The sequence below is a fragment of the Alphaproteobacteria bacterium 33-17 genome, from assembly GCA_001897445.1.
Classification (GTDB): Bacteria; Pseudomonadota; Alphaproteobacteria; order Rickettsiales; family 33-17; genus 33-17.
This window is the reverse complement of record MKSX01000027.1, coordinates 1-25,120: the sequence shown is the minus strand read 5'-3', so window position 1 is coordinate 25,120 and position 25,120 is coordinate 1. Positions and strand designations below refer to the sequence as shown.

The following is a 25,120-nucleotide window of genomic DNA, read 5'->3' as shown; positions in this document are numbered from 1 at the left end:
AGAAATTTGAAAATTTATTCCAAGCAACGAGCTATCTTTGTTTTTATATGCACAATCTTTCACTTTTCATAAAATCAAAAAGATAATAATTTACTTGACATTTTTCTTTTATTAACTATTTATTAATTTTCTTTTATCAATTATTAATAGGTAATTTACAGTGTCAAAAACAAGCGATAAAACAGCATTAATAAATTCCAGAAATGGTTTTCAAAAACATTTTTCTGAAGGAATTACTAAAGAATCGGCATTAAGTTTTTACCAGGCAATTCCGACTACACAAACTACCAATCGTAATGTAAATCATAGCCATGAACATACTGATCTAATATTCGCCTCAAGAGATAAAATTTTCAATTCGATAATTTTAGAAATTATTCAAAATCTCACTTTAGAGCAAAGAATTAGCCTCATATTTAGAAAACAGAGACTTAAAGGAAGTCTTTTTATAAATGCACTAAAGTACAATATGGATTTAACAAATATTATATTTAATAATATATTTGTTGAAATCTGCCAAAATAAAGAAGCAGCAGAAATGTTAAAAAATTGTTTACAATCTGGAAAGAATTACCTTGTACCCTCTCAATTAAAAGCAGGAGAACTAAAATCTTTATTTCCAATACTTGCTTTTACAAAACAATTAGACAAAATATTAATTAATATATTCAAGAACTCTAATAACCCGCTTTATAGAGATACAGTATGTGAAGGCGTTTTTACATATTTAATGGATTCATGCGGGTATCAAAATAATATATACATACAGTATACAAATAGCACATTATTGTACTCGATAATAAAAGTAACGCCAGTTAATCAACTGGAATCATTGTTATGCATCATCCCAGCGTATTATTATAAGCAAATTAGATTTCAAAGCAAATTAGATGGGTGTAAGTCTATTAGCACTGAAGTTGCAGCAACAATTCAAAGAGTACAAGAATCTAAATTTAAGGCAAATAGTTGTAATACAAATATTGCTAATGATTTTTCTAACAATTGCACTCCTCCAGCAATCGTCCGATTTACAAACTTTCCGGCAACTATAGATATCACTGAGTACTTTAGAGATAAAACCCCTCAGTTGTCTATAAAGCCAAGTGAAAACAAAAATGATTCATTAATATTAGAAAGTGGTTTTAAGCACAGCAAAAATAGCAGCTTTAGAAGCACTTTAAATATTAAATTAGGCGTCAAAAGACCATTTGAAGAGCTTTTAACAGCAATTGATATAGAAGCCCAAAAACGATCTCATTTTGATCCAATTTTAAATGCTATTGATCAACAACCATGTAAAAAACCAAGGATATAAGTGATTTTTCAGTACCCAAATTTTTACTAAAGTAAGTACTGGATAAGTTAAAAGCTTTGGTGACATAATTTACCGTATTCAATTCCAAGAGGGCGAAAAAGCCCTCAGGAATAGATTTAAAGCAATACACACCAAGATTTATCAACCTGCTTCACTTCCTCTCTGAACTCAATTGGTCTTGGCTCTATTTTATCTTTAAAACCTTCTTCTATTTTTTTATCTATATAAGCCTTACTATCTGGAGACTCTTTAAAATAATCAAGCTGTAAAATATGGTGTAGAAGCTCATATTTCTGATTTCTGTAGGCTAATTTTAAACATTTATAGTCATCAAATTGCAATAATTCATGCCTTTCCTGCTCATTAAGCCTTGTATAAATCCAGTCAAATGCCTCTATATGACCCTTACTACAAATAGTATACATTAAATAAAAATCATGCCCAAAATTACGACTTTTTGTAAGTTTAAAAACATTAAAATTAACACATTCCGCAAGAAAGTTTGCATTATCTATAAGATTTTCTTCTAAAGCATCACCCAAGGCATAATACATTATATTAGGAAATACAAATTGGAAATTTAGGGTAAGATCTTTAGAAAATTGCTTATACAAAAATTCAGCTATATCAGGCTTTGCAAGCTGACATGCTTTCCGAAAATTATTATATTCTAGCCAATCGCTACTACCTACAAAAATTTCATATTTATCACCGCTATAAGGCAAATCAAATAAGAATTTAAATTTATTAAAATCCTCGAATATAATAGCTTTTTCTATAGATTTTTGCAGTGCTGCTTTCTTCCAGCCTCTTGTGAAGCCAGAAAATATTGAACTTGCAAAATCTGGATTGTTGTATGTAAAAAGTACATCTTGAAATAAATTAATCACTTTAGCATTTTTTAAAATCTCATCTTTGTGACGTTCAAAATACTTTATAGCCGTATCAACAAATCCATCTGAAAGTGATATTTGTATATATTCAATATGCTTCATCCTTTATGCTCCTTAAATTTCTCAATTGCATCTTTTCTTGCGGTATCATGATTTACGATCATTGGGTAGTATTTGTTCATTAGCCCGTCCTTTTGGGGATCATGGATATTCTGCCCTTTATAATTTCGTAGCTCAGGTAGATAAGTTCTTAAGTAATCCCCCTTTTCGTCAAATTTCATACTTTGTAAAAAAGGGTTAAATATTCTAAAATAAGGTTGAGCGTCGGTTCCTGTTGATGAAGACCACTGCCAGCCGCCTATGTTTGAGGCAGCCTCATAGTCCATTAAATACTGGGCAAAGTACTCTTCACCAATTCTCCAGTCAGCAAAAAGATGCTTACAGAAAAATGAAGCCGTAATCATACGACACCTGTTATGCATCCAGCCAACCTCTTTAAGCTGCCTCATAGCCGCATCTACAATCGGATAGCCAGTTTTTCCTTCCATCCAGGCTTCTATATGTTTTTGGTTATGATTCCATGGAATACCGCGATACTGCTCTTGTAGCTCTAAGTTTTGCGACTGAGGAAAGTGATAAAGAACGGCAATATAAAACTCTCGCCAGATAAGCTCATTTATCCATGTTTCGCTACCTGCTCCATGGTGATTGCTGGCTAAGTTATAACATTCCCTAATGGAAATAACTCCAAACCTTATATAAGGAGAAAGCCTACTAGTTCCGTCTATACCCATAAAATCGCGGGTATTTTTATAGTCATTTATACGATTATCGCACCATTCATGAAGGCGCTCGCGCCCTTTTTCAGGCAGCCATATAGTTTCATCAAATTCTTTATAGCCAATATCGTCTAGCATGGATTTGGTGGATTTGGTATTTACCACCTTAATTCCCGCATCACGTAGCTTTTCTTTAATATCTTTTAGGTTTTTCAAAGCCTTGGACGTATCAACTTCATAATTATCATGACTTATTTCAGCAGCCTTCTTGCGCCATACCTTACTAAAAGGAGTAAATACCTTAAATGGATTACCATCATCTTTCTTAACGTCTTCAGGGTTAAGGATAATATGATCATCCAAAAGCTCTAGGTTTTGTGTAGCTTTTGCAATTTTGCTATCTCGCTCTATTGAGTCAGGCTCAAAATCTTTGCCAGCATATATTTTTGTAGCATTAGTTATATCATTTAATTTAGGTATTATTTTTACAGGATCGCCATATAAAACAAGCACTTCAAGCTTATTCATCATTAGGCAGAGCGCATTTGCTAAAAACGTTAATCTACGATCATGAGGATTAGAAAAACGCTCTAAAATTGTAGAATCAAAAATAAATACTGGAAGGAAGCTTTTGTGTTTTAAGGAAAAATTGAAAGGTTTATGATCATAAAGCCGTAGGTCACGGCGGAGCCAAACTATCGCTAGATCTTCCATTGCTAAAACAGACCCCCTGCTCAAAAGAATGGTACCCGCGGCCGGACTTGAACCGGCAAGAGCCGAGGCTCCACGGATTTTAAGTCCGTTATGTCTACCATTCCATCACGCGGGCACACAAGAGATTGTTATAGCAAACTTTTTGAGATTAGCAAGCATTTAATTATAAAATTTAGCAAGATTTTTCAGATTATTTCAAATGCTTAAGACAATCCCTCATAGTAAACCGCTTATTTGATATAGGCTTACTAGTTATGATCGAAGCTAAAAATTGATTTTTAGTTAATAATTTGTTAGTATAAATATGCAGTACCAACTACTTACAAGAGCTTTACTATGTATGAAAAATTAAGTGATCTGCTTTTAAACGGTCAATTTGAAGAAGCCAATAATTTTTTCAAAGATCTTACCCCTGATCAAAAAGAGGAAATCATAATAAAAGCATCTTCTGATAATAAACATACAAATGTAGTTAAGAATTTAATAGAAAATATAATTCTTCCACATTTTAATGAATATCCAACTATATTTTTTAATCATAAAAAATATCCTCATTTTGAGGTATCTAATTTTGAAAATGCAATAAAGGCATTGGTTACTAATAATCAAACTGCAACTATGCTTAAACTGATAAAGGCATGTAATAATTTCCCACGTTTTAAAGATAATTCAAAGTTTCAATATGCATGGGCCGAAACTGTATGCGTATATGGTAATAGCAAAATGCTAGACCTCCTCGATAAGGAAAATTTACTAACAGACAATATAATTTTCAGTCTTTTAGAATATAAATATGCAATTCCAAAGTCTTGGAGTGGAGAAAAACCTGATCCAATCATATTTGATTGTTTCATTAAAGCCGCGGACAACAGCAATATAGACACATTAAAATATTTATTTAAAAAACTAGAGAAATCTTCACAGATAACTAAAGATAATTTTATGAATGATAATAACTACTTTAAATTATTTAATAGTGCCTGTAGGAGTGGAAATTTTGAAATAGTAACGCTTGTTTACAAACTTTCAAATAATTTGGATCATTTCAGGAATGATAAATCAAACAACAACTTTTCAATTAGACCAATATACTCAGCCTTAAGTGCTGCCTTACCATCAAAAAACAAAGAAATAATTCTTTTTATATTAAACGAACTCTACAGATTAGATCCTAAATCAACTGATTTAATAATAATACCTGGTGGCATAGAATACGAACTAATTAAATTTACATATGATAACCTATCTGAGAAGCACAAAACAAAATTCTTAGAATATAATATTAGTAATGATGAGGATGATGTAGCATATTTATTATTTAACGGATTTAATTTATATAAATTTTTATTAGAAGTAGTAACAAAACCTGAATTGCAAAGAAAACTTTATAAAGGTGCTTTATATTATTTAGAAGAATCACCACGTAAAGGTTTACAACAGGTAAAATTTATTATGGAGCACTATAAAGATAATAAAGAAATTTATAATGCATATACTACCAATCAAGAGTCATCAAATTCTTTATCAAATATATTTGGGCCATGGATTAATTTATGCAATCAGTTAAATGAGCAAACAAAAATTATATATAAGAATAAAGAAATAAAACTTGATTTTACTAATATTTTAGAAGGATTAAAACAAAAAGGATTTACTCCAGATCAAGCAAAGGAATTAATATTAAAGTATCAAAAATCACTTCATGACGTATACCGCAAGAAAAAATTAGATTTAAAATTTGAAGATCTGCAACTTGTTGCACGAAATATGCATCAGTCTTACGCACTCCATACCATTAATGCTTCAGATGAAAATTTATGGAATAGTTTACCCGTAGAAATTCAATATTCTATTACACAAAAATTAGGTTATAATTTAAAAGACTCTATTAATATCACACAAAATGTTAAGAAAAATCCTAAAAAAAGAACAGCTAGTCAAGCCGAATCTGATGTTGATATGCCTGATGAACAACAAGGTTATTTTACTGGTCGTGTAAATAAAAAGATTAAAACCTCAAATAATCAGGCAAAAAAATAATCACCTTATAAAAACCTTAAAAAATTTCTTTTATTTTAAAAGTTAAAAGTCATAATAGAAATTACTAGGGTTTAATTTTGGGGTAAATATGCAAAGCAAACAGGAAGAATTTTTACAAGAATTTCAAATAGCTTATAACAGAAATAAAGATGACGAAATATCTGAATTACTAAATAATCCAAATGCTATTAAATTTTTAGGAGATAATTTATACATTTATTTTTACAGATGCTTTGACCAACATGGTAACCTTGATATTGCAGACATAATATACAAAAATTTAAATAGTGAAAAAAAAAAGATTCTTAATAAATAATTATTACGACTATTATTTTACGTATGCATATACATGGATAAAACTTGATGCAATAAAATGGATTTTTGAGCAAAAAGAGGTTAAAGAAAATCAAAAGCTTTTGCATTCAGCTTTTGCTCAAATTGCAACTTTAGACAATTACAGTACTTTACTAGCCTTCCCTGCTTTATATTTAGTTTATAATTTATCATGTGATACCGGAAAACAAATTATATTATCAAAATGCAATTTAGCTCAGCGTACAGCATTAATATTTACCCTAAACTACCAAGCGGATACTGGCATTAATGTATCTAATTTAGCCAGAAATTTTACAAATAATACAATATTAGGACCAAACAAAAGAGAATATAAAACATTTGAAGAATTTATTACGAATTGCGACCATGCAATTAAAGCATTACATTCAAAAAACCAACCTATAACGCTTGAAAACCTGGTTAAAAACAATTTTATTATTATCAAAGAACCTGAAAGTGAAATTTGGCGCGGAATAAAGACTACCTTAAAAGATAACTGTCTTATATTATAAGGAATGTAAAAAATGAAACATACAGAATTTGCATTATATTTAATAGAATGGGGCTATATTAAGCCTGATTACTTAAATGCAAATAATAAAACCGTCATTATCATGCAATTTCAACAGCATTTGCAAAACCAGCTTGAAAAGCAAATAATAAATAGTCATTTAGAAGAAGCAAATCGCTTATTTTTATATGCTTACCACAATTGCGATAATAAATGGTTCCAAACAAATTTACTAAAAGAAGTATTTAGCTATAGCTTAAGATGGAGCGATCTATCTTTAGGGTTTCCGATGGAGCTTTATAATACATTTGGCAAAGATCAATTTACCTGCGATGATCTTACAAAATTTTTCTTTAATGCTGTGCTGCACAAAAAATTTGACGCCGCCGATTATGTAAAAAGCTTAGACCCAATACATTTCAAATTACTTTTAACAAGATATTCCTTAGCTGGTACATTATCATTCATATGTAATGGCGCACCGAGAGAATCACTAAAGTACTTAACGAAGTTCTGGGATAAAGCAACCTTAAAATCAGATATAATGCGGTTATTTGAGTATATAGAGCCAGAAGTATCTTATGGAAGTGCATATCAATATTATTACGGCTTTCGAAAGGATACATTAGAATGGTTTTATAATGACGTTCCCGAATTTTATGGAAATACCCTTGCAAAGCGTGGGATGGCAATACTTGCAACTCACAAAACTCACAGCAAAAATCATAATGATTCCTATACTTTAGAATTTCAGTTTGCAATTGCATTTCAAAAATTTTATTACATATTTAAGCAGAGCATCCAAAATATGCAAAGCTGGATGTTAGATAATGCCCATTATAAAATGGTATATTTTGTTGAGAAAACCGAATTTTATAGAAAAAGATATAGAATTGAAAACTGCGAAAATATCGTAAGTCACTTTATAAGATTGGAAAAATTATATGAAATGGATCAGTTTTTTGAACAATACCACGGTACTTTAAGATTAATATCTGAAGAGTTTGCAGAACTGAATGAATATAAATTTTATTCAGTTAAAAATGCTGCAAGAAATCCACTATTTTATGATCCTGACAAAGAAATATCAGATAAACTGATAACTCAATATAATGCCGATAGCAAGAAACATGTGAAAGGCTATAGAGCGCAAATACTGGATTTTGCTACATCTGAGATTCAAAAAGGAAGTTTCTGTAATATTTTATAGTATAATACTACTTTCTAAAAACATTTGCAGTGGAACCGGATTTTTGAATAGGTTTATAATTGTCAAATTTATGTCTTAGAAGCTCTGGAGTAGATGGCGCACTATTTGGAATATTCTTGCGGTTATTAGTTTCTTCATATACTGCCAGAACATATTTCATATCGTCTTTAAAATGACCTTCTGTGCTATTTTGCTTTATGACTTTCATAGCATCCTCAAATTTTAAAGGAGATCTAAAACTATCCGACTCAGAAATATGACCAAAAAAAATACTGTCAATCGATTCAGCTAGTTTGGCTTTCTCAGCAATACTCTTGTTATAATTTTCAATTACTTTTTTTTGACTTGGATGAGTTTTTCTACTACATTCCTTCAAAATCTCAATTTCAGATAAAATTGCTTTATATTGATCTTGTTGTTTAGAATAGTTCTCTAGAAATTCATTATTAGGGATTAGTTTATTGTTTGAATTACTATATAAACTATTTTGGGTTTTGTTAGTACCACCAAATATTATTATAGTAGCTTCGGTAAGGCTATCTGCATAAGCCATGGCTATGTCTAATGGGGTTTTACCATTTTTATTAGCTTTATTTATATCCGCTCTGTGCGCTACTAAAAGCGCTATAATTTTAGGATTACCATTTTTGGCAGCATAGTGGAGTGGCGTATCTCCAAATTTATCTTCAATATCGCTACTATATATATGTTCTTGCAGTAAATCAGCTGTCAAAACAAAATTTTCAATTGAAACAACATGATGAAGTCTCGAAGCAAACACACCAATTTCAACTTTATAAGTCTCTAAACTTCTTACAAAAGAAAAAGTATCATCTTTAATAGTATTTTTCAGTTCTTTTTGAAAAACCCTGTTAGTAAATTCCTCTTTAAACTGCGCACTATGACCTTCATTTTCCAAAAATTTACTTAAGTCATTTAGAAATTCTAATTTAGAGTTATATTGAAGAGAGTTCACTTTTGGTTTATTTGTATTCGGCTTTTTATCTAAGATTGGCTCATCACCTAAATCATAAAAATCATCAAATAAACCCTTTTCATACTCCGAAGAATCTGCCGTCATAAAGCCTGCTATAAAATTAATTACTAAAAAATCCTAATCTATTTTATAAATTTGAAAAAGGAAAATTTTTAGCCAGCTTTTCCCAGTGGATAATTTCTGTCAACTATATAACTTAAAAACTCTTTCCCCTCGTCTCTTAAAGTTACTTTATTATTCTTCCTTTTAACGAATCTTGATCTTTCTAAAAATGACACCCATAAATCAAAAGTAATTTTATCGGAAGCTCTATATTCCTGGAAGAATTTCTCAACATAGTCTTCATCAAAATAGCCCTCTTTATTATCGCGCAGTCTTTGCATAAGCCTTATCTGACTACCTAGTATTTTTTGGTAAGCACGTTCAAAATAAAGGTTTATATATGCATCACATAAAAGCCCTTTTAAAATTTCCTGATCTTCATCTTTAAGGCTTTTATTAGATAAGAACTTTTCAATCTCACCTGAAATGTCAGTAACTAACTTTCTCTCATGCTTTTCTAATGCTTCTTCAACATTTGTTGGGGTATCGCCTTCAATTATATCAGTTTTAACTGTTTCAGCTTTAGACTGCTGAGCTATCATTTGGTAGTAATGCGGCTCTTTAATAGGCTCTACAACATTTTCATCTAGTTGCGGCTGTGATATTTCAATGCCACCAGCTGTAAGCTTTACACCCCTTTCATTAACTGCTACAGTAATCGCAGATAATAAACTTTTTAAAGGTGAAGCAAAGTAATAAAAGAGCGTAAGAATAGTTACAGGCCATGCAATTGCCTGTAAAAAATTTAGAACCTGAACAATATTAAAGCCTTCCATAGTAATCTCCATAAAAAAGCTGCCTAAGTTATGGAAACTACGGCAGCTTTAAAACAAATATATAGTAATTGTATTTGGATATGTATAGCGAAAGCTAAGTGAGTAACGAAGCGACGCATATTATTAGTTAAAGTATTTAAATTATGGTACAGGGATGACGAGCGAAGCCTACTAAGCACATACCAGAATTATAAAGACTTAACTATACAGTCCAAATCCAGAAACAAACTGTAATGACTGCAGTTGGACATGTAATACAGAAGCTAGGAACGAAGCGTAGCAAACCTACGTGAGTGACAAAGCGACGTATATTACAGTCCAAATCCAGTCATTACAAACTATACTGCCATTTCTTCAACTACTTTGTTGATATATGCACTATGCTCTTCTTCTTGTTTTAAGTGAGTGTTTACAAGATCTTTATAATCTTGCTCTAAGTCTTCATTTGCAGCTTCTTGGTAACGTTTTAAGATTACTTCTTCAGCTGTGTGTAATGCTTTTAAAGCACCATCTTGACCTGTCATGCTTCTTAGTGTTGCGTATGCAGACATTAAGTAACCTTTCATATCTTTGCTTTCATCGATTTCTTTTGTGCTGATTTTTTCAAGAACTTCAGCAAGATTTCTGATGTGGTCTTCGTGTTGACCTGCAAAAGTTTTAATTTCACCAAAAATTTTGTTATCAGTAACGTGCGATAATACTTCTTTGTAAATATCACGTGCTGCAATTTCATGGTGATAAAGGTCTAATAAAACTTTTTGTGTATCAATATTATTTAAAGGCATAACTTCCTCCACTAAAATTAAGTTTTGGTAGCTTGGTATTATAGTGTAAAACTAAAGTACCAAACACAAATTCCTTTGCACCATTGCAAAAAGAACCGCGCTTGCCTTTTCAATTAGGTAAGATGAAATAAATATTTCACCTAACGTATTTGAAAAAGACTTAAGCATTTTCTACATTGCTGATACAAACTTTATTAAAAATTTATATCAGCTGTATATATTAAATTAGTATCTTATTAATTTTTATGTGTCAATAGCATTTCGCAAAAATTTTTTATATTTATTAAATAGCCAGCATTTTAGCGTCTTTTGGCAGCATATATGAAAACCCGTAAAACGCCAAACTGTTCATTATAACACCAAAAATCACACCTTCTAATGCCCCATCTATACCAATTGAAAATGGTTCAAAAATGTTCCATGCAACTAAAGTTATTATTCCAACCATAGCAGAAAATAGAAAAGCTTTTTGCGATGATTTAAAGCCAAATATAACTGCAACCAAAGGAATTAGTATAAATGGAGTCCAGAATTGATATGAATAAAGTAAAATATCTATTACACTTGATGTAGTAAGCGCAAATGCAATTGCAACGGCACCTATTAAAAGCGTAATTAACCTGGATAAATTTAGATCACTTATGTTTGCTACTTTGCTTAGCCCCAAAGGTTTGAGCAAGTCATTTTTTACGCCAATACTAGTAGCATTTAAAAATGCATCCGCTGATGACATTATAATAGCAAGCATTGCAGCTACTGCACACCCTTTAAGACCAATTGGCATTACGTTATTAATAACATATGGCAAAGCAAATTTACTTTCAATCTCAGGGGCAATATTAGATGCAATCATGCCAATAACCCCTATTACGGTAAAGAATATTATAGACATTAATCCGCTATAAACAGTTCCCTTTTCGGTCTCTAAAGAGTTTTTACCTATTAAGAGCCTTTGTACGTAAGGCGGAACCAATGTTTCACCTAAAAAAAAGCTAGCGAATAATATTGCAAATGAGAATAACCCTATTTCTCCAAATGGCAGTAATTTATATGTAGGCATAGACTCAAATAAATTAGTTGCCCCTCCTACGTAATTCAGCCCGAAAAATAAAATAACTGGAACCATTATTATCAGTACACAAAAATGTAGCACATCTACTATCACAACTGATTTAAGCCCACCAACAGATGCATATGCAACCACTATACTTGCCGCAATTAAACTGCCAACCTGGGGCGGTATATCCATTAGAATATGCAAAATATTGCCGCATGCAGCAACTTGTGCGCCTATGATTCCTCCGCAGCATAAAATTGATGCGATTCCTGATATTATTTTGGCATTTTTACCATAGCCCTTTTCCATGATATCGCCAACTGTTACGCAGTCTTTCTGAAAGTTTTCCATTCTAGGTGCAATAAGTTTTGCAATTAAAATTTCTTTTAAGCTAAAGCCCCAGATTGCTAATATAAAAACTATGCCATAAGTGTATGTTTTTTCCGCAAGCCCTATTGTAAAGCCGCCCCCAAGAAATGAGGCAGATAAAGTTGCAAATATCATGATACCAGAATAATTTTTGCCACCAGTATTATAGTCATCATCCGACTTTACAAATTTTGACGCAATAACTCCTACTGCCAGCGCAATAAGCAAATAAAGACCAACAATTATACTATCAAGCATAAACACCTTTGCAATTTAAAGTTCATGCTTTACTTTATAATAGTAGCGATTAGTGTCAATTTATAATTAACTATTTTATCCTTATAATAACCTATAGCAAATATATATGGAGGCATTTTTATGAAGCGAATATTAGATAATTTATTTTATAAATATCATACCTTTAGTAGGGTAACGACTGATTTTGAAATATTGAATAAAATTAGTCTTCCTAAAAAATCAGCTATTAATGTTATGAAGCTGCGCAGCTCAGTTGGCAAAATGTCGGATACCGAAACTAAAATCCAAGAACTGTTACAAAATAATCTTACAGCTAAACATAAAACCCGAAGTCTTGCAAAACCTGATACAATTTATCCCATTAGCTATTTAGAAGCACAACTTGGCAAAAATTATATTAAAAGATTTACAAATAGAAAAAAATACCCAAATAACAGTTTTTGGACAATCGGTCTCAAATATACGCCATTACCAACTTGGTTAAACTCTCATGATGGATATGAAATTGAGCTTAATTTACCCAAGTTACTTATAAAAAGACCAGATATAGCTCAAAATTTATTTGTAAGTAACCACCTTTCAGATTTAGAAAAAAACTTCCATCTTCCTCAAGTTACAATTGACTCTAAAAAATTCTCTATAATTACAAACTGGAATACAAAAGAAAAGAAATATACATATGATTCTCAATCTATTTCAGTTGAATTTAATGATGAAATATTTTTAGGAAGAGACATTTTAGAAGGAATTTCATTACAGTTTATTCAGTCTTTAAGATTATTTGCAAATGATAATTTTTATAATGAATTTAATAAATACAATGAATTTGCTCAAATTAGAGAACTATCGAAGCTAATGGCTATTATAATGCCTCCCAAACTTTACCCAGAAGGTAAACTTGCAGTTCCACTTAATTTATACTCAATTAAAGAATGCATAAGCATTACTAAATCTCCTTCAGTAATAAATGCTAATAAGCATTCTATAGGACCATCAGAAACCTTATTTGAACCTACTCTTAAATGGCAATTATCACATTTAACTCATCAAAATGTAATGGGATTAGATATTAAATCTGGAATTGATTTTCATTATGCAGATTATCAAATCCCAATTCATAATAACAACGCTTTTAGATTTGCAGCCTACACTCATAACATAGATGCAATGCAAATGCTTATTAGTAATATAGGTGGATTAAATAAATACAACGATTTACTGCTCCTTGCATCAAGTTACAAAGACGCACCTCAGGAATCAACAAGCATTGCGATGTTTAAGTTTCTTTTATCGCAAGGAACAGATATTAAGCAAACGCCTGCAAATAGCAGTACACCACTTATTAACTATGTCAGAAATGCCTCTTCTAAAGGTATTGATTTATGTCTTGAAAGTGGCGCGCCTATTAATGCACAATTTAAAGATAAATCCGAGCCAGAATATGCAGGGTTTACAGCCTTACACTTTCTTTTACAGCTTTCAGGAAATAAATATAAATATATAGAAAAGTTTCTGGAGAAAGGAGCTGACCCATTTATTTCATCAGAAACCGGGATTACACCTATAGATCTTGCAAAATACCTTGGTGATGAAAAAGCTTTAGACATATTTAAAAAATACAAATTTCAAATACCAAAAAATGTTATAAAGCCTCTTAAAAATCATTCAAATACAGTTGTAGCAATTATCAAAGGTGAGCTGGAAGATGGGAAAAAAGTAGTATTAATGGCAAGAAAAATTGGCAAAGATGGTCTTGATAACACTTTAATGTTTCCTGGTGGATTTAAAGACATTGGCGAAGACTATTTAGAGGCAGCAATTAGAGAAGTTAAAGAGGAAACTAATATTGATTTAAGTGAGCTTATTAAAAACGGCAATGTTAAACCATGGTTTATTCATAAAGTAGTAAAAAATGATGAAAACATACATCACAGAAAGATTTTTATTGAGTTTGATCTTGGCAAAAATATTCTAAAACAGGCTTTTGCACCTGGAGACGACATTGCCTCTCTTGAATTCGTAGATGTCAAAACAAAAAAACCAGTTAAAGTTGCATATAGCAAACCAAATAATGAACAAGATGATTTTAATCTTTTGGAGTTGTTTTATTCTCCTAAATATTTTTGGCATCCATGGAATCATTTTTATCCAGAAAAAGACAATCAATCTCCAAATATTAAGCCTTCAAATGAAATAATTATCAATCATATTGAGTCAGGTAACCATACTTTAAGTCCAGATCATCATATGCAGATCGAGAAAATAGAGTCTTGTTACCGAGATAAATTTGATAATGAAATAAATAATAATGAAGTAGGGCAAAGATATTATTAGAAATTCTTAAATAATATCTCCCCTCGCTACCAAACTTCTTTATTTTGCAATAAGTTTTAGCTTTTTGTCAGGTAAAACTAATGTTGCTGGGTTTATAACATCTGTGAATTTCGCCCCAATTGTATGCTGCCTTGCAACCAAAGTTTGCTCAACATAGTTTCTTAAATTGGCTGACGGAGTGGCATGTTTATTTTCCATAATTTTACGATTAACTGCTTTTAAATGCCTGTCGATTTTGTCCGTTAATTTTGTAGGCGCCAAACGAAAATCATCAACACAAGGTATTGGTATAAAAAACAAGGCAATAAATGGTGCAATATATTTATTGCTTAAGAAGTCTGGCATCTTAGAGAAGAAATTTTGCACACTATCTTTTTTCACAAGGTAATAATTTGTTTTGGCAAATATACTTGCACCCACATGTGAATATATTATTCTCTTAATTTTATAAGAGTGTTTACCTAAAAAACTTGCAACTGGTCTAATAAACTTTTTATCAGCTATCCTGCTACCGAATTCAGCTAGTTTATTTGCCCCCACAACATTAGGCATCTTTGCAAAAAGCTTACCCGCATATTGAGCAACCTTTGGAAAAATTAACCATGATACTAAAAATCCAACAGCAAACTTACTTAAAATCAGCCCAATTCTAAATAAATTATGATCAAATTTTTTATTATACATAAGATCATTTTTAAGCCTTACGTCTTTTAAAACACTGTCTGCTACTTTCTTTTCTTTCTCGTTTAAGTCAGCGTATTTTACCTTAGTCATAATTTTTATTTACCCAGATACTAATATTATTATCTCATTGCAGCTTTAATTTCATCATGACCTTTTTCTGAAAGCTCAATTCTCTTATCAATTCTATATAATGTTACAGGATTTAAAACATGACCAACAAATGATTCAGATTTATTTTCAAGCTGGTTGTTTATATATGATTCTAATTCAATATCGCAATTAAGGTCATCGTCCAAAAGAATTTTTTTACCGTTTTTATAGGCATTACTAACTCTAGCCTTTTCAACACTTGCTCTTATAGGTAAGATCAAAATACCAATTGTATAAACAATAAACTTTGGCAATTTTTTTCCTAAACTTACTACTAAATCGTGAGGGTCAGTGAATATATAATTTGCTTTAGCATAAATTGATCCACCTACATATGCTACAGAACCTTTAACAATCTTTGCAGAATGTTTACTGAAAAATTGAGCAACAGGCTTTAAAGCATTGCTATTAGCAATTGGAGCGAACATTTTTGTAAGCTTATCTAACGGAACAATACGGCTTAATGCTGTAACAAATTTTGGCATTAAAAACCAGGTTAATGCCGCACCGGCTACAAATCTAAGAACAATCAAGCCTATTAACGCAGCATTTATAAATAACGGCCTATCATCAGGATCAGAATATACGTAACTTTTAATTTTCACATTTTTTAAAACGCTATCCGCTATTGTCTTCTGTTTAACGGTTAAATCCGTGTATTTTACTTTTGTCATTTTATTACCTATATTTTAACTGCTTTAGCTTTAACGTCTTCAGAATTTTTAACTCTAAAACTTTTATTTGGCTGAATGATAGTCATAGGGTTTAAAACATCAATTGTACCTGTAGCCCTGTCAGAAATAACCTGCAAATGCTCATTCATTACATTAAAAGCATTTTGTGAGGGTGCTTTGTAACCATTTTCTTTTATTACATTAAACAAGTTTGTAGAATTAGAACTAATTGTAGGAAATTTATATCTTCCATCAACAGTAGGATTAACAATAAATTCCATAAATTTATTATAAATTTGATAATCCTCAGCCCAATTTTTTAAACCATTAATAACATTAGCTATAGCAGTTGGCATTTTATTAAGTAACCAGTTAAATGGTCTAGCATAATCAGCTTTTGCATAAATACTACCTGCAACGTATGACGCTGCTATACTCATAGTTTTAGTAACAACTGGTGAAATAGTTAACTGCCTAAATAATGGAGCTACCAATGAACCAGCAACAGGTATACCAACAAAATAAGTTAACAACCCACCAATTATAAGCCGTGCTGCCATTACACACGACACCACTTTACTATCTTTGTTACCCCAGTTATCTACGTACACATTCTTTTTAACAGCATCAACAAATTCTTTTTCTTGCTGATTCAAATCTTCATATTTTACTTTTGCCATTTTATACCTTATTTTATTGATGGTAATTTACCAAAATATTAACAAAATGTCAACTTTTAATTAATACATCCACTCAATTTAAACAAAACATTATAGTGAATTAAGTTGAGTTTTGCACAGAAATAAAGGGCGATATGTAGTAAAATCTACATGAGTGAGGAAATGACGCACGCAAACCTAAACTTAAAAAACTATATTAGGATAATTCTAGGATATTATCCTAATAATATCCTGAGTTACCTGTTTTATATCCGAAGCTTCCGTAATCGGTCTGCCAACAACAATATATGACGCTCCCTTTTCTACGGCCTCTTTAGGCGTTAGGGTACGTTTTTGATCATCCCCACCGGTTTGCATACGAATTCCTGGGGTTACAACCATGATATCCTTACCGAAATTCTGGCGGATAAGGTCAATCTCAAGCGGCGAGCAAACTATACCATCTACACCCGATTTTATAGCATTATCAGCGAGTTTTAGCACTGTATCACTTACGCTACCTGCAAATCCCATAGCCCCCAAATCACTCTGGGTTAGGCTTGTTAGCACCGTTACTGCCAAAAGCTTGGTTTCTGGGGATTCACTATCTAAAATAGTATCCTTGGCTGCCCTTATCATATTTGCCCCACCAGCCGCATGGATTGTGGTCATAAATGGGTGGCACTTCAGGGCAAATTTCAAACCATGTGCCACAGTATTTGGAATATCATGAAGCTTAAGATCCAGAAAAAGCGGCAGATTATGGGTTTTTGTAAGGCGCTTAACACCATTAACATTGTATCTATTCCAAAACTCCATCCCAAGCTTAATACCGCCTACCAAATCTGCGATCGGCTCTAAGGTTCTGTTTATACCCGCAATATCCATGTTATCTAAAGCAACAAATAGCTTGTTTTTGGGTAACATTCTTTTCTCCATATATTTCAAAAGATTACTCTAATTTATATCGCCCTATAGCTAAGGGATTTTAACCAAAGACCTAGGCTAAATATTGTCTTTAAATACCACATCACCAGCATATAGCGTCATAACGGCCTTACCCTGCATTTCCCATCCGTCAAACGGCGTGTTTTTAGAAATTGAATGTAGGTCATTGGCTCTATGCACCCATTTACGATCAAGGTCAATTAGGCAAAGGGCAGCAGAAGCTCCTTTTTCAATAGCACCAACACCCAAGTTTAGAACTTTAGAAGCTCTGTATGTCATCATATTTAGCACATCCATAAGGGAAATTTTACCCTGATGATATAGCGCAAGTGAAAGTGGGAGCATAGTTTCAACGCCTACAATACCAAATGTTGCCTGAGCTAAAGTAGTGTTTTTACTAGAAAAATCGTGTGGAGCATGGTCGGTAGCAATTGCATCTACTATCCCTCTTTGCATAGCTGAAATAAGAGCATCAACATCCACCTGACTTCTAAGCGGAGGGTTCATTTTGGCGTTTGTTCCATATTTCATCACCGCTTCATCTGTTAGTGTAAAGTGATGAGGCGCAACTTCACAGGTCACATTTAGACCGTCATTTTTAGCTCTTTCAATAAGATCCATGGATTCCTTAGTTGATACATGAAGAACATGGTAATGCCCACCTGTCGCCCTTAAAATCTCGATGTCCCTTGCAACCATAACTGATTCCGAAATGTTAGGTATTCCTTTTACACCAAGCTCAAAAGACACCCTGCCTTCATTAATGCATCCACCAGCAGTTAAATTAAGGTCTTCAGCATGCTGAACTATAGGAAGCCCTAGCTCCTTAGAGTACTCAAAAGCTCTACGCATTAAAAGCGAGTTCATAAGCGGAAGTCCATCATCGGTAAAGCCCACAACACCAGCTTCTGCAAGCTCTGCCATGTCACTCAGCTCCTCGCCTTTCATTCCCTTAGAAATCGCAGCGTAAGTTCTGATAGAACAATAAGCATTTCTTGCTTTATCTTTAATAATATCGACAATAGTTTTGCTATCGATTACAGGCTTAGTATTAGGCTGACAAACAACAGTTGTAATACCACCACTTACAGCAGATTTACTACCCGATTCTATTGTTTCTTTATGTGTTTGACCAGGCTCACGAAAATGCACCTGAATATCAACAAGACCCGGCGCTAAAACATTACCTTTACAGTCAATTTTTTGATATGAATCAGAAGCCTGAAGAACATCTTGCAGATGGCTTCCAAAGTCCATAATTTTGCCATCTTCGATAATAAGACCGCCAATAGTATCGGTATTGGTTTTGGGATCCATTATCCTTGCGTTATAAAGGAATTTCGGTACATTTTTATAATTATGAGGTTTACTGAATTTATCTGTCATTTTTAATTATCCGCATATTAAACTAAATATTGCCTGTCTTGTATAAAGACCATTTTCTACTTGGGTGAGTACTTTACTATATTTTCCGTCATCCGCAAGATTTGATGTAATTTCCACGCCCCTATTTTTAGGCCCTGGGTGCATTATTATTACGTCTTTATCAGCATTTTTCAAGGTATCATGCGACACTTGGTAAAGCCTTGCATAATCTTCAAACGAGGAAATAAACTTAAGATCCATTCTTTCTTTTTGAATTCTAAGCACGTATATTACATTTGCACCCATAATACCGTCCGTAAGATTATGATAAACCTTAACATTTGGAATATTATAGTCTGGCACTAAAGTTGTAGGCCCCACTAAGTTTATGTGAGCGCCAAGCTTTGTTAAAAGCTTAATATTAGAACGCGCCACCCTACTATGTAATATGTCACCGACTATAGCTATTTTTAAGCCTTTTACATTACCAAAATGTTCTTTTATGGTAACAAAATCGAGTAAAGACTGGGTTGGATGCTCAAAACATCCCTCACCTGCACTAATAATACTGGCATTTACCTTATTAGATATAAGCTTTAATATACCGCTTTCTTTATGCCTGATTACTACCGCAGAAGTACCATACGCTGCTATTGTATTAATAGTATCAATCATACTTTCGCCTTTAGTAATAGAAGACTGTGAAACCTCGAGGTTAAGCACATGCATTCCCAGTTTGCTAGCAGCTAGGGTAAATGATGACTTAGTACGGGTAGAGTCTTCAAAGAAGATGGTTGCAACCGACTTATCCTCTAACCTTTTGTTATTGACGCCTTTTTTAAAAGACTGAGCTGCATTAAAAACATAATCTATTTCATCCTGACCTAGATCATTTATCGATATTAAGTGTTTTATTTTCATAAAAATATATTTGACAAGTTAAAAGTTCTATTTTATATTCCAGCCTATCAACGATTCGGAGCATAGCGCAGCCTGGTAGCGCATCTGGTTTGGGACCAGAGGGTCGGGGGTTCGAATCCCTCTGCTCCGACCATCTTCTAGTTACATATCCCAAAGTACATCTAATTTTCCTTCCTGGTCAAGTTTGTAAATATCATCAAACCCACCATAGCACACGTCATTTATAAATATCTGAGGCACAGTTTTTCTGCCACCTGACATTTCAACTAACTTTAGTCTTAATTCATCATTGCCTGTAGTATCAATTTCTTCAAATGCAACGTTTTTCATTGTAAGTAAGTGTTTAGCTTTAACACAGTAAGGGCAATTATTTTTTGTATAAATAATAATTTTTGCTTGCGACATAATAAAATACCTGCGATTCTGTTAATCAAGCATTAATCTAATACCGAAGTGCCTAGTATGCAAACGAAATCTTTAATTCAAAAATACTTTATTTTTTGCTATGTATTTTCATTGATAGTTGCCGTAAGTGGTGCGCTTTTACTTCAGTACCATTTCCATATAAAACCTTGCGAACTTTGCCTTTATGAAAGATATATATTTTACGCAACAATCCCAATGCTTACATTCAGCCCATCTGGCATCAAAATGCCTTTACTATTTATGGCTGTTATTGCATCACTTGCACTATCGGGATACCACAGCCTCATTGAGCTTAAAGTTATAGAACCGATTGTAGACTGCGTAGTTCCTAATGATTTAAACGATATATTTAACAAAATGCCAGATTGCAGGGAAGTAAATTTTAGAATTCTTGGGCTTTCTCTTGCAAATGTAAACTTTATATATCATAGTTTAGTCTTATTTTTCGGAATTTATTTAACAAAAAAGCAGTAAAAAACAATGACTTATTTGCCTGGCGACAAATCTAAATCTGAAAGATTATCAGAAATTTTAAGGGTAAACCATGCAGGTGAATATGGGGCAAAACATATTTATCGCGGTCAGCTTTCAGTACTTCTTGGCAATAGCAAAATAGAACATATGGCAAAACAGGAAGAAGAACACCTTGAATTCTTTGAAAATGAGCTGCTTAAACGCCATATAAGACCGAGTTTGCTATCTCCTTTGTGGAATATTGGCGGATTTATGCTTGGCAAAATTACAGCCAAAATGAGTGTAGAGGCCGCAATGTTATGCACCGAAGCAGTAGAAGCCGCAATCACCGAACATTATAATAATCAGATTGAAGAGCTTAGAGAAATTGAGCCTGAATTAGTAGATACCATACAGAAATTCAGGGATGACGAACTTGAGCATCACGATGAAGCAATTAGGTCGGGTTCTAAAACCGCTCCTGCTTATTCTTTACTATATAAATTAATCAACACTACCAGCAAAATTGCTATTAAAATAGCTGAGAAAATATAGGAAAAATTATGGGGTCGTCTTGCTGCGCTGAAAATGATCATGAACTGAAAAACTTATATAAAAAACTAGCAGTTGCTATTATATTTTTCATACCTATTTTTGTTAACTCACAGTTCTTTGACCTAATTTCACCTATAAAATTCGAGAAGGATTTATTTCAGCATTACTTAGTAATTATCGCAAGCTCCGCCATATTTTGGTACTCGGGTTGGGAGTTTTTAGAAGGCTTTTACCATGAGATGAAAAGACTAAGCCCTGGCATGATGTCATTAGTAGGAAGCGCGATTACCATCACTTATGTTTTTAGCCTACTTGCGGATTTTGATATTATAGAAGGAAAGCAGTATTACTTTGAGCTTTCGACTATGATTCTGGTAATGCTTACTGGTCATATTATTGAGTCTAAGTCTACTTTAAAAGCTGGGGATTCGATTAATAAACTGGGTGACTTACTACCCAGTACTGCAAACCTTATTGAAAATGATAAAATTAGTCAGGTTCCTATTAAAAGCCTAAAGATCGGTGATGTGGTACTCGTAAAACCTGGTGAGCGTATACCGATTGATGGCGAAATTATGGATGGTTCAACTACCGTTAACGAAAGCCTTATTACAGGTGAATCTAAACCCGTTTCTAAACACGTTGGTAGCAAGGTTATTGGCGGGTGTATCAATGATAACGGATCTATAAAAATTAAGGTTACCAATAGCGCAAGTTCTACTTATATTAGCTCTATTGTTAATATGCTAAAAGACGCTCAGCAGACCAAATCACTGACTCAGGATTTTGCTGACAAAGGCGCAGGAATTCTTACTAAAGTTGCGACCTCAGCGGGAATTTTAACATTTATAATTTGGTATTTTGTTATAAAGTCAGAAACATACTTTGCTATTGAAAGAGCAATCAGTGTTTTTGTAGTATCATGCCCACATTCATTAGGGCTTGCTATACCGATAGTAATTGCAATTATCTCTAGTCGGGCTGCAAAAAAAGGCATTTTAATTAGAAACCGTAAAGCGTTTGAATTATTAGCAAGTAGCGATGTAATAGTTTTTGATAAAACAGGAACAATCACTACTGGTGAGTTTGATGTTACGAAAATTAAAGCTTTTAATAATAGTTACTCTGGTGAGCAAGTACTAAGCATTATTGCATCACTTGAGGCACACTCAGAACATGTGATTGCTAAAAGCATTGTAAAATATGCTAGCAAAAACAATATAGAATTACTTAAAGCCAATAATTTTACCGCATTGCCTGGCGTTGGTCTTAAAGGCGATATAGATGGTGAAAGTTATTATGTTACTAATATGGATTATGTTCTAAAAAATATTACGGGAGCAAAACAATTAATAGCAACAGAAGTTAAAACTAGCGGAACCTATGCGTTTTTAAGTAGCGATAATCAGTTAATTGGCGCATTAGTTTTAAGCGACACTATCAGACCAGATGCGACTAGTGTTATAGCGAGCCTAAAAAAGCTTAGAATCAAGCCAATTATGCTAACTGGTGATAACGAGATAACTGCTAATGAAATTGCATCTCAGGTTGGTATTGAAAGCGTGTTTGCGGGTGTATCACCCAAAGATAAACTCAATAAAATTGAGGAACTCAAAACTCAGGGTCATATTGTTGCGATGATTGGTGACGGTATTAATGATGCTCCTGCCCTTACTCAGGCAAGTGTTGGTATTGCAATTGGTGCAGGTACTGAAGTTGCACTTGAATCGGCTGATATTATTTTGGTTAAAAGCCATTTAAGCGACATTATAACCACTATCAATTTTGCAAAAGCTGCACATAGTAAAATGCGTCAAAATATATATTTTGCAATTGGCTATAATGCTATTGTAATTCCTTTATCTTCTGGCTTGCTTGTACCTTATGGTATTATCATTTCACCACTTATGGCAACGATTTTAAATTCCTTAAGCGATGTGGTAAGTATTGTAAATTCTAGTATTTTAAGATTTAAAAAATTTTAAAGGGTGTTAGTATAATTTTATACTTATGTTTTTTATAACTTAACTATCAATCAGGAGTTAAAAAATGAAAAGTAGAATTAACTTTAAAAACTCTGAGCTTGGAAAAACTGGTGATATTTTATCGAGCTTTGCCCCAACACCTATTTTACTTATAGCACCATATTTCAATGACTTTAATAAAACCGTATATATAAATTTTCCCACTGCCGAGCATGCCATAAGTTATTTTGAAGTTTATTACAGTGGAATGTCTAATGATCACAAAAGGCATTTCATGACAATAATTGCATCCGAAAATAATCAAAGTTTAGATGACATTCAAAGAATAAATTTACAATACAAACCTTACAAAGACAGACAGCCCGGGTTTTTACCAAGACTTTATGAAAAGCATACAACATCACCTTATAACTTAAATGCCTTCATTATAAATTGCGTTCATTTATGCAAGTTCTCGCAGTATCCCGAGTTATTTGAGTCGGCGAAAAGTTTGTTTGATAAGTTTGATATTATACCTGAGAATAATGACAGTAGTGTTACTTTAAATGCAGTTAATTTTGCTGTTAATAAATTAAAAGCACCTGATAGACCAAAACAAATTGATACTGGGTTTGAGATAAATTTAAATGCCACAACTACTCATAATTGGGATATAAAGTATAATACATTACCAAAACTTTATAATGACAAGTCTATACAAAATAATATCTACAGCGTGAAGCAATACAAAAGCAAACAACTCCCTGAGATTAGCAATGTCATTTACCCTCAAAAAAGTAAAGCCAATGATAAATTTTTTGAGATGACAAGCTTCTATCAGTTTAATTATGCTAATAAATCAGCGCAGATTGGCGTGATATATACATTACGTGATAAGGTTATAAAAGCTGTAAATAAAATGAAAAATCGTGCAGATATAAATGTATCGAACAACAATATTTTAGTTACAATGAAGGATTTATCATTTGAGCATTTCTTTAGTTATGTGACTAAAAATCTGGATCTCAAGAAAAAAGATTATTCAAATTATTTATACAGCTCTACTAAAGCCTATCGCTGGTTAGCTACATTTCTACTGACTTTTTGTGGATTAGCAATTGGACATTATAACAAACAGGCTAAATTTACAATGATGGCACTTGGTTTTACTGGATATGCTATAGGCAGGTTTTTCGGTGGCTTTATCAATAGCGTTAGTGCAAAACGTGGTCAAAAAGAGATTGGAACTTGTGTTAAGGATATTTTCTTCCTGGGTCACACCAACAAGCTTGCTGATAAGTATCAAAATTTGATGAATAATAATGAAGAGGCTGTATTTTTATCTGATGATAAATATAGCAATTTAGGAAGCAAAAAAGTTGATCACTGGAGGGTTTCAATACAGCCAAAAGCACAAAATGCGGTTTCTGTTACTTATAATTAAGTATTTATAATTTTGGTATGCGTCATTTCCTCAGTTATGTAGATTTTTCTACATATCGCTTGCTATTTATGAGCAAAAGTCAACTTAATTCACTCTACATTCCTTGTAATTATATAGGTTACGCTACGTCTATTAGAGAAAAATGCAACGCATTTTGTGGCAATCTATAAATGTACTTAAATTGTATTGTATCGCCACGGAAAATTCCATTTTCCTCGCGATGACGATAGGACTTGCTGGATGTCATTGCGAAAAATGCAACGCATTTTGTGGCAATCTATTTTTCTGTAAATTATTATGGATTGCTTCGAGGTTTAAACCTCTCGCAATTGTAGAAGTTCAAAGTTTTGGTGACGGAAAAGGGTTGACAATAAGGATGTCTGAAAGGGTTATAATAAGGA

The 25,120-nt window shown here is 32.7% G+C and carries 23 protein-coding genes, 2 tRNA genes and 1 pseudogene; 12 read left to right on the top strand and 14 right to left on the bottom strand.

Annotation, left to right across the window (positions count from 1 at the left end; genetic code table 11):
• The first annotated feature begins 160 nt into the window (after positions 1 to 160).
• Positions 161 to 1,315 (top strand): hypothetical protein, encoded by a 1,155-nt coding sequence (locus BGO27_05050; GenBank protein ID OJV12090.1) that lies wholly within the window; start codon positions 161 to 163, stop codon positions 1,313 to 1,315.
• Positions 1,316 to 1,431: 116 nt separating this feature from the next.
• Here the strand turns inward: BGO27_05050 and BGO27_05045 are convergent, their stop codons facing one another.
• The 3 genes from BGO27_05045 to BGO27_05035 all read right to left on the bottom strand — a co-directional run bounded on the left by BGO27_05045 (position 1,432) and on the right by BGO27_05035 (position 3,816).
• Positions 1,432 to 2,310, bottom strand: a complete 879-nt coding sequence (locus tag BGO27_05045; GenBank protein OJV12089.1) for a hypothetical protein — start codon at positions 2,308 to 2,310, stop codon at positions 1,432 to 1,434.
• On the bottom strand, positions 2,307 to 3,701 hold the full coding sequence (locus BGO27_05040; protein OJV12275.1) for a hypothetical protein: 1,395 nt from the start codon (positions 3,699 to 3,701) through the stop codon (positions 2,307 to 2,309). The genes BGO27_05045 and BGO27_05040 overlap by 4 nt, the downstream gene beginning before the upstream one ends.
• 29 nt (positions 3,702 to 3,730) lie before the next feature.
• Positions 3,731 to 3,816: transfer RNA gene (locus BGO27_05035), tRNA-Leu, on the bottom strand.
• 221 nt (positions 3,817 to 4,037) lie between these two features.
• Here BGO27_05035 and BGO27_05030 point away from each other — a divergent pair.
• The 4 genes from BGO27_05030 to BGO27_05015 all read left to right on the top strand — a co-directional run bounded on the left by BGO27_05030 (position 4,038) and on the right by BGO27_05015 (position 7,798).
• Positions 4,038 to 5,741, top strand: coding sequence for a hypothetical protein (locus BGO27_05030; protein OJV12088.1), 1,704 nt, complete (start codon positions 4,038 to 4,040; stop codon positions 5,739 to 5,741).
• A gap of 88 nt (positions 5,742 to 5,829) precedes the next feature.
• Positions 5,830 to 6,057, top strand: coding sequence for a hypothetical protein (locus BGO27_05025; GenBank protein ID OJV12087.1), 228 nt, complete (start codon positions 5,830 to 5,832; stop codon positions 6,055 to 6,057).
• Positions 6,029 to 6,589: a hypothetical protein gene (locus BGO27_05020; protein OJV12086.1), complete on the top strand. Its 561-nt coding sequence runs from the start codon at positions 6,029 to 6,031 to the stop codon at positions 6,587 to 6,589. Before BGO27_05025 ends, BGO27_05020 begins: the two co-directional genes overlap by 29 nt.
• A gap of 12 nt (positions 6,590 to 6,601) precedes the next feature.
• A complete protein-coding gene (locus tag BGO27_05015; protein OJV12085.1) occupies positions 6,602 to 7,798 on the top strand; it encodes a hypothetical protein in 1,197 nt (398 codons plus the stop codon).
• 7 nt (positions 7,799 to 7,805) lie between these two features.
• Here the strand turns inward: BGO27_05015 and BGO27_05010 are convergent, their stop codons facing one another.
• The 4 genes from BGO27_05010 to BGO27_04995 all read right to left on the bottom strand — a co-directional run bounded on the left by BGO27_05010 (position 7,806) and on the right by BGO27_04995 (position 12,142).
• Positions 7,806 to 8,879 carry a hypothetical protein gene (locus BGO27_05010; GenBank protein OJV12084.1) on the bottom strand — a complete coding sequence of 358 codons (1,074 nt, stop codon included), beginning with the start codon at positions 8,877 to 8,879 and terminating at the stop codon, positions 7,806 to 7,808.
• A 68-nt stretch (positions 8,880 to 8,947) separates the two neighbouring features.
• On the bottom strand, positions 8,948 to 9,685 hold the full coding sequence (locus BGO27_05005) for a hypothetical protein (GenBank protein OJV12083.1): 738 nt from the start codon (positions 9,683 to 9,685) through the stop codon (positions 8,948 to 8,950).
• 326 nt (positions 9,686 to 10,011) lie between these two features.
• The gene (locus tag BGO27_05000) at positions 10,012 to 10,458 is read right to left on the bottom strand and encodes a hypothetical protein (protein ID OJV12082.1); all 447 of its coding nucleotides are present in this window, start codon (positions 10,456 to 10,458) and stop codon (positions 10,012 to 10,014) included.
• Between the two features lie 283 nt (positions 10,459 to 10,741).
• Complete coding sequence (locus BGO27_04995) at positions 10,742 to 12,142, bottom strand: hypothetical protein (protein OJV12081.1); 1,401 nt, start codon at positions 12,140 to 12,142, stop codon at positions 10,742 to 10,744.
• 120 nt (positions 12,143 to 12,262) lie between these two features.
• Between BGO27_04995 and BGO27_04990 the strand changes: the two genes are divergently transcribed.
• Positions 12,263 to 14,476, top strand: a complete 2,214-nt coding sequence (locus BGO27_04990) for a hypothetical protein (protein ID OJV12080.1) — start codon at positions 12,263 to 12,265, stop codon at positions 14,474 to 14,476.
• 39 nt (positions 14,477 to 14,515) lie between these two features.
• On the opposite strand, the gene BGO27_04985 is transcribed toward BGO27_04990, so the two are convergent.
• From BGO27_04985 to BGO27_04960, 6 genes are all read right to left on the bottom strand, one after another.
• Complete coding sequence (locus tag BGO27_04985) at positions 14,516 to 15,250, bottom strand: hypothetical protein (GenBank protein ID OJV12079.1); 735 nt, start codon at positions 15,248 to 15,250, stop codon at positions 14,516 to 14,518.
• Positions 15,251 to 15,279: 29 nt separating this feature from the next.
• The gene (locus BGO27_04980; GenBank protein ID OJV12078.1) at positions 15,280 to 15,984 is read right to left on the bottom strand and encodes a hypothetical protein; all 705 of its coding nucleotides are present in this window, start codon (positions 15,982 to 15,984) and stop codon (positions 15,280 to 15,282) included.
• Positions 15,985 to 15,992: 8 nt separating this feature from the next.
• Entirely contained in the window at positions 15,993 to 16,664 is a 672-nt protein-coding gene (locus tag BGO27_04975) for a hypothetical protein (GenBank protein OJV12077.1), read from the bottom strand.
• A 207-nt stretch (positions 16,665 to 16,871) separates the two neighbouring features.
• Positions 16,872 to 17,570 carry an orotidine 5'-phosphate decarboxylase gene (locus BGO27_04970; protein ID OJV12076.1) on the bottom strand — a complete coding sequence of 233 codons (699 nt, stop codon included), beginning with the start codon at positions 17,568 to 17,570 and terminating at the stop codon, positions 16,872 to 16,874.
• A 78-nt stretch (positions 17,571 to 17,648) separates the two neighbouring features.
• Entirely contained in the window at positions 17,649 to 18,977 is a 1,329-nt protein-coding gene (locus tag BGO27_04965; GenBank protein OJV12075.1) for a dihydroorotase, read from the bottom strand.
• Between the two features lie 6 nt (positions 18,978 to 18,983).
• Positions 18,984 to 19,877: an aspartate carbamoyltransferase gene (locus BGO27_04960; protein OJV12074.1), complete on the bottom strand. Its 894-nt coding sequence runs from the start codon at positions 19,875 to 19,877 to the stop codon at positions 18,984 to 18,986.
• A gap of 56 nt (positions 19,878 to 19,933) precedes the next feature.
• Between BGO27_04960 and BGO27_04955 the strand changes: the two genes are divergently transcribed.
• Positions 19,934 to 20,010: transfer RNA gene (locus tag BGO27_04955), tRNA-Pro, on the top strand.
• 8 nt (positions 20,011 to 20,018) lie between these two features.
• Here BGO27_04955 and BGO27_04950 read toward each other — a convergent pair.
• On the bottom strand, positions 20,019 to 20,282 hold the full coding sequence (locus BGO27_04950; GenBank protein ID OJV12073.1) for a glutaredoxin 3: 264 nt from the start codon (positions 20,280 to 20,282) through the stop codon (positions 20,019 to 20,021).
• 57 nt (positions 20,283 to 20,339) lie between these two features.
• On the opposite strand from BGO27_04950, the gene BGO27_04945 reads away from it, so the two are divergent.
• The 5 genes and pseudogenes from BGO27_04945 to BGO27_04925 all read left to right on the top strand — a co-directional run bounded on the left by BGO27_04945 (position 20,340) and on the right by BGO27_04925 (position 25,120).
• Positions 20,340 to 20,777 (top strand): hypothetical protein, encoded by a 438-nt coding sequence (locus BGO27_04945; GenBank protein OJV12072.1) that lies wholly within the window; start codon positions 20,340 to 20,342, stop codon positions 20,775 to 20,777.
• Between the two features lie 6 nt (positions 20,778 to 20,783).
• A complete protein-coding gene (locus BGO27_04940; protein OJV12071.1) occupies positions 20,784 to 21,311 on the top strand; it encodes a hypothetical protein in 528 nt (175 codons plus the stop codon).
• A 44-nt stretch (positions 21,312 to 21,355) separates the two neighbouring features.
• Positions 21,356 to 23,296 (top strand): hypothetical protein, encoded by a 1,941-nt coding sequence (locus BGO27_04935; GenBank protein ID OJV12274.1) that lies wholly within the window; start codon positions 21,356 to 21,358, stop codon positions 23,294 to 23,296.
• 64 nt (positions 23,297 to 23,360) lie between these two features.
• A complete protein-coding gene (locus tag BGO27_04930; protein OJV12070.1) occupies positions 23,361 to 24,719 on the top strand; it encodes a hypothetical protein in 1,359 nt (452 codons plus the stop codon).
• Between the two features lie 142 nt (positions 24,720 to 24,861).
• Positions 24,862 to 25,120: pseudogene (locus BGO27_04925) on the top strand (hypothetical protein).

Bases quoted from the DNA above. Each gene is read 5' to 3' on its own strand.
- BGO27_04940 (OJV12071.1), top strand. From the start codon at position 20,784: ATGACTTATTTGCCTGGCGACAAATCTAAATCTGAAAGATTATCAGAA.
- BGO27_05005 (OJV12083.1), bottom strand. From the start codon at position 9,685: ATGGAGATTACTATGGAAGGCTTTAATATTGTTCAGGTTCTAAATTTT.
- BGO27_04985 (OJV12079.1), bottom strand. From the start codon at position 15,250: ATGACTAAGGTAAAATACGCTGACTTAAACGAGAAAGAAAAGAAAGTA.
- BGO27_05045 (OJV12089.1), bottom strand. From the start codon at position 2,310: ATGAAGCATATTGAATATATACAAATATCACTTTCAGATGGATTTGTT.
- BGO27_04960 (OJV12074.1), bottom strand. From the start codon at position 19,877: ATGAAAATAAAACACTTAATATCGATAAATGATCTAGGTCAGGATGAA.
- BGO27_04950 (OJV12073.1), bottom strand. From the start codon at position 20,282: ATGTCGCAAGCAAAAATTATTATTTATACAAAAAATAATTGCCCTTAC.
- BGO27_04930 (OJV12070.1), top strand. From the start codon at position 23,361: ATGAAAAGTAGAATTAACTTTAAAAACTCTGAGCTTGGAAAAACTGGT.
- BGO27_05025 (OJV12087.1), top strand. From the start codon at position 5,830: ATGCAAAGCAAACAGGAAGAATTTTTACAAGAATTTCAAATAGCTTAT.
- BGO27_04970 (OJV12076.1), bottom strand. From the start codon at position 17,570: ATGTTACCCAAAAACAAGCTATTTGTTGCTTTAGATAACATGGATATT.
- BGO27_04990 (OJV12080.1), top strand. From the start codon at position 12,263: ATGAAGCGAATATTAGATAATTTATTTTATAAATATCATACCTTTAGT.
- BGO27_04975 (OJV12077.1), bottom strand. From the start codon at position 16,664: ATGGCAAAAGTAAAATATGAAGATTTGAATCAGCAAGAAAAAGAATTT.
- BGO27_04995 (OJV12081.1), bottom strand. From the start codon at position 12,142: ATGCTTGATAGTATAATTGTTGGTCTTTATTTGCTTATTGCGCTGGCA.
- BGO27_05000 (OJV12082.1), bottom strand. From the start codon at position 10,458: ATGCCTTTAAATAATATTGATACACAAAAAGTTTTATTAGACCTTTAT.
- BGO27_05030 (OJV12088.1), top strand. From the start codon at position 4,038: ATGTATGAAAAATTAAGTGATCTGCTTTTAAACGGTCAATTTGAAGAA.
- BGO27_04980 (OJV12078.1), bottom strand. From the start codon at position 15,984: ATGACAAAAGTAAAATACACGGATTTAACCGTTAAACAGAAGACAATA.
- BGO27_05015 (OJV12085.1), top strand. From the start codon at position 6,602: ATGAAACATACAGAATTTGCATTATATTTAATAGAATGGGGCTATATT.
- BGO27_04945 (OJV12072.1), top strand. From the start codon at position 20,340: ATGCAAACGAAATCTTTAATTCAAAAATACTTTATTTTTTGCTATGTA.
- BGO27_04965 (OJV12075.1), bottom strand. From the start codon at position 18,977: ATGACAGATAAATTCAGTAAACCTCATAATTATAAAAATGTACCGAAA.
- BGO27_05010 (OJV12084.1), bottom strand. From the start codon at position 8,879: ATGACGGCAGATTCTTCGGAGTATGAAAAGGGTTTATTTGATGATTTT.
- BGO27_05040 (OJV12275.1), bottom strand. From the start codon at position 3,701: ATGGAAGATCTAGCGATAGTTTGGCTCCGCCGTGACCTACGGCTTTAT.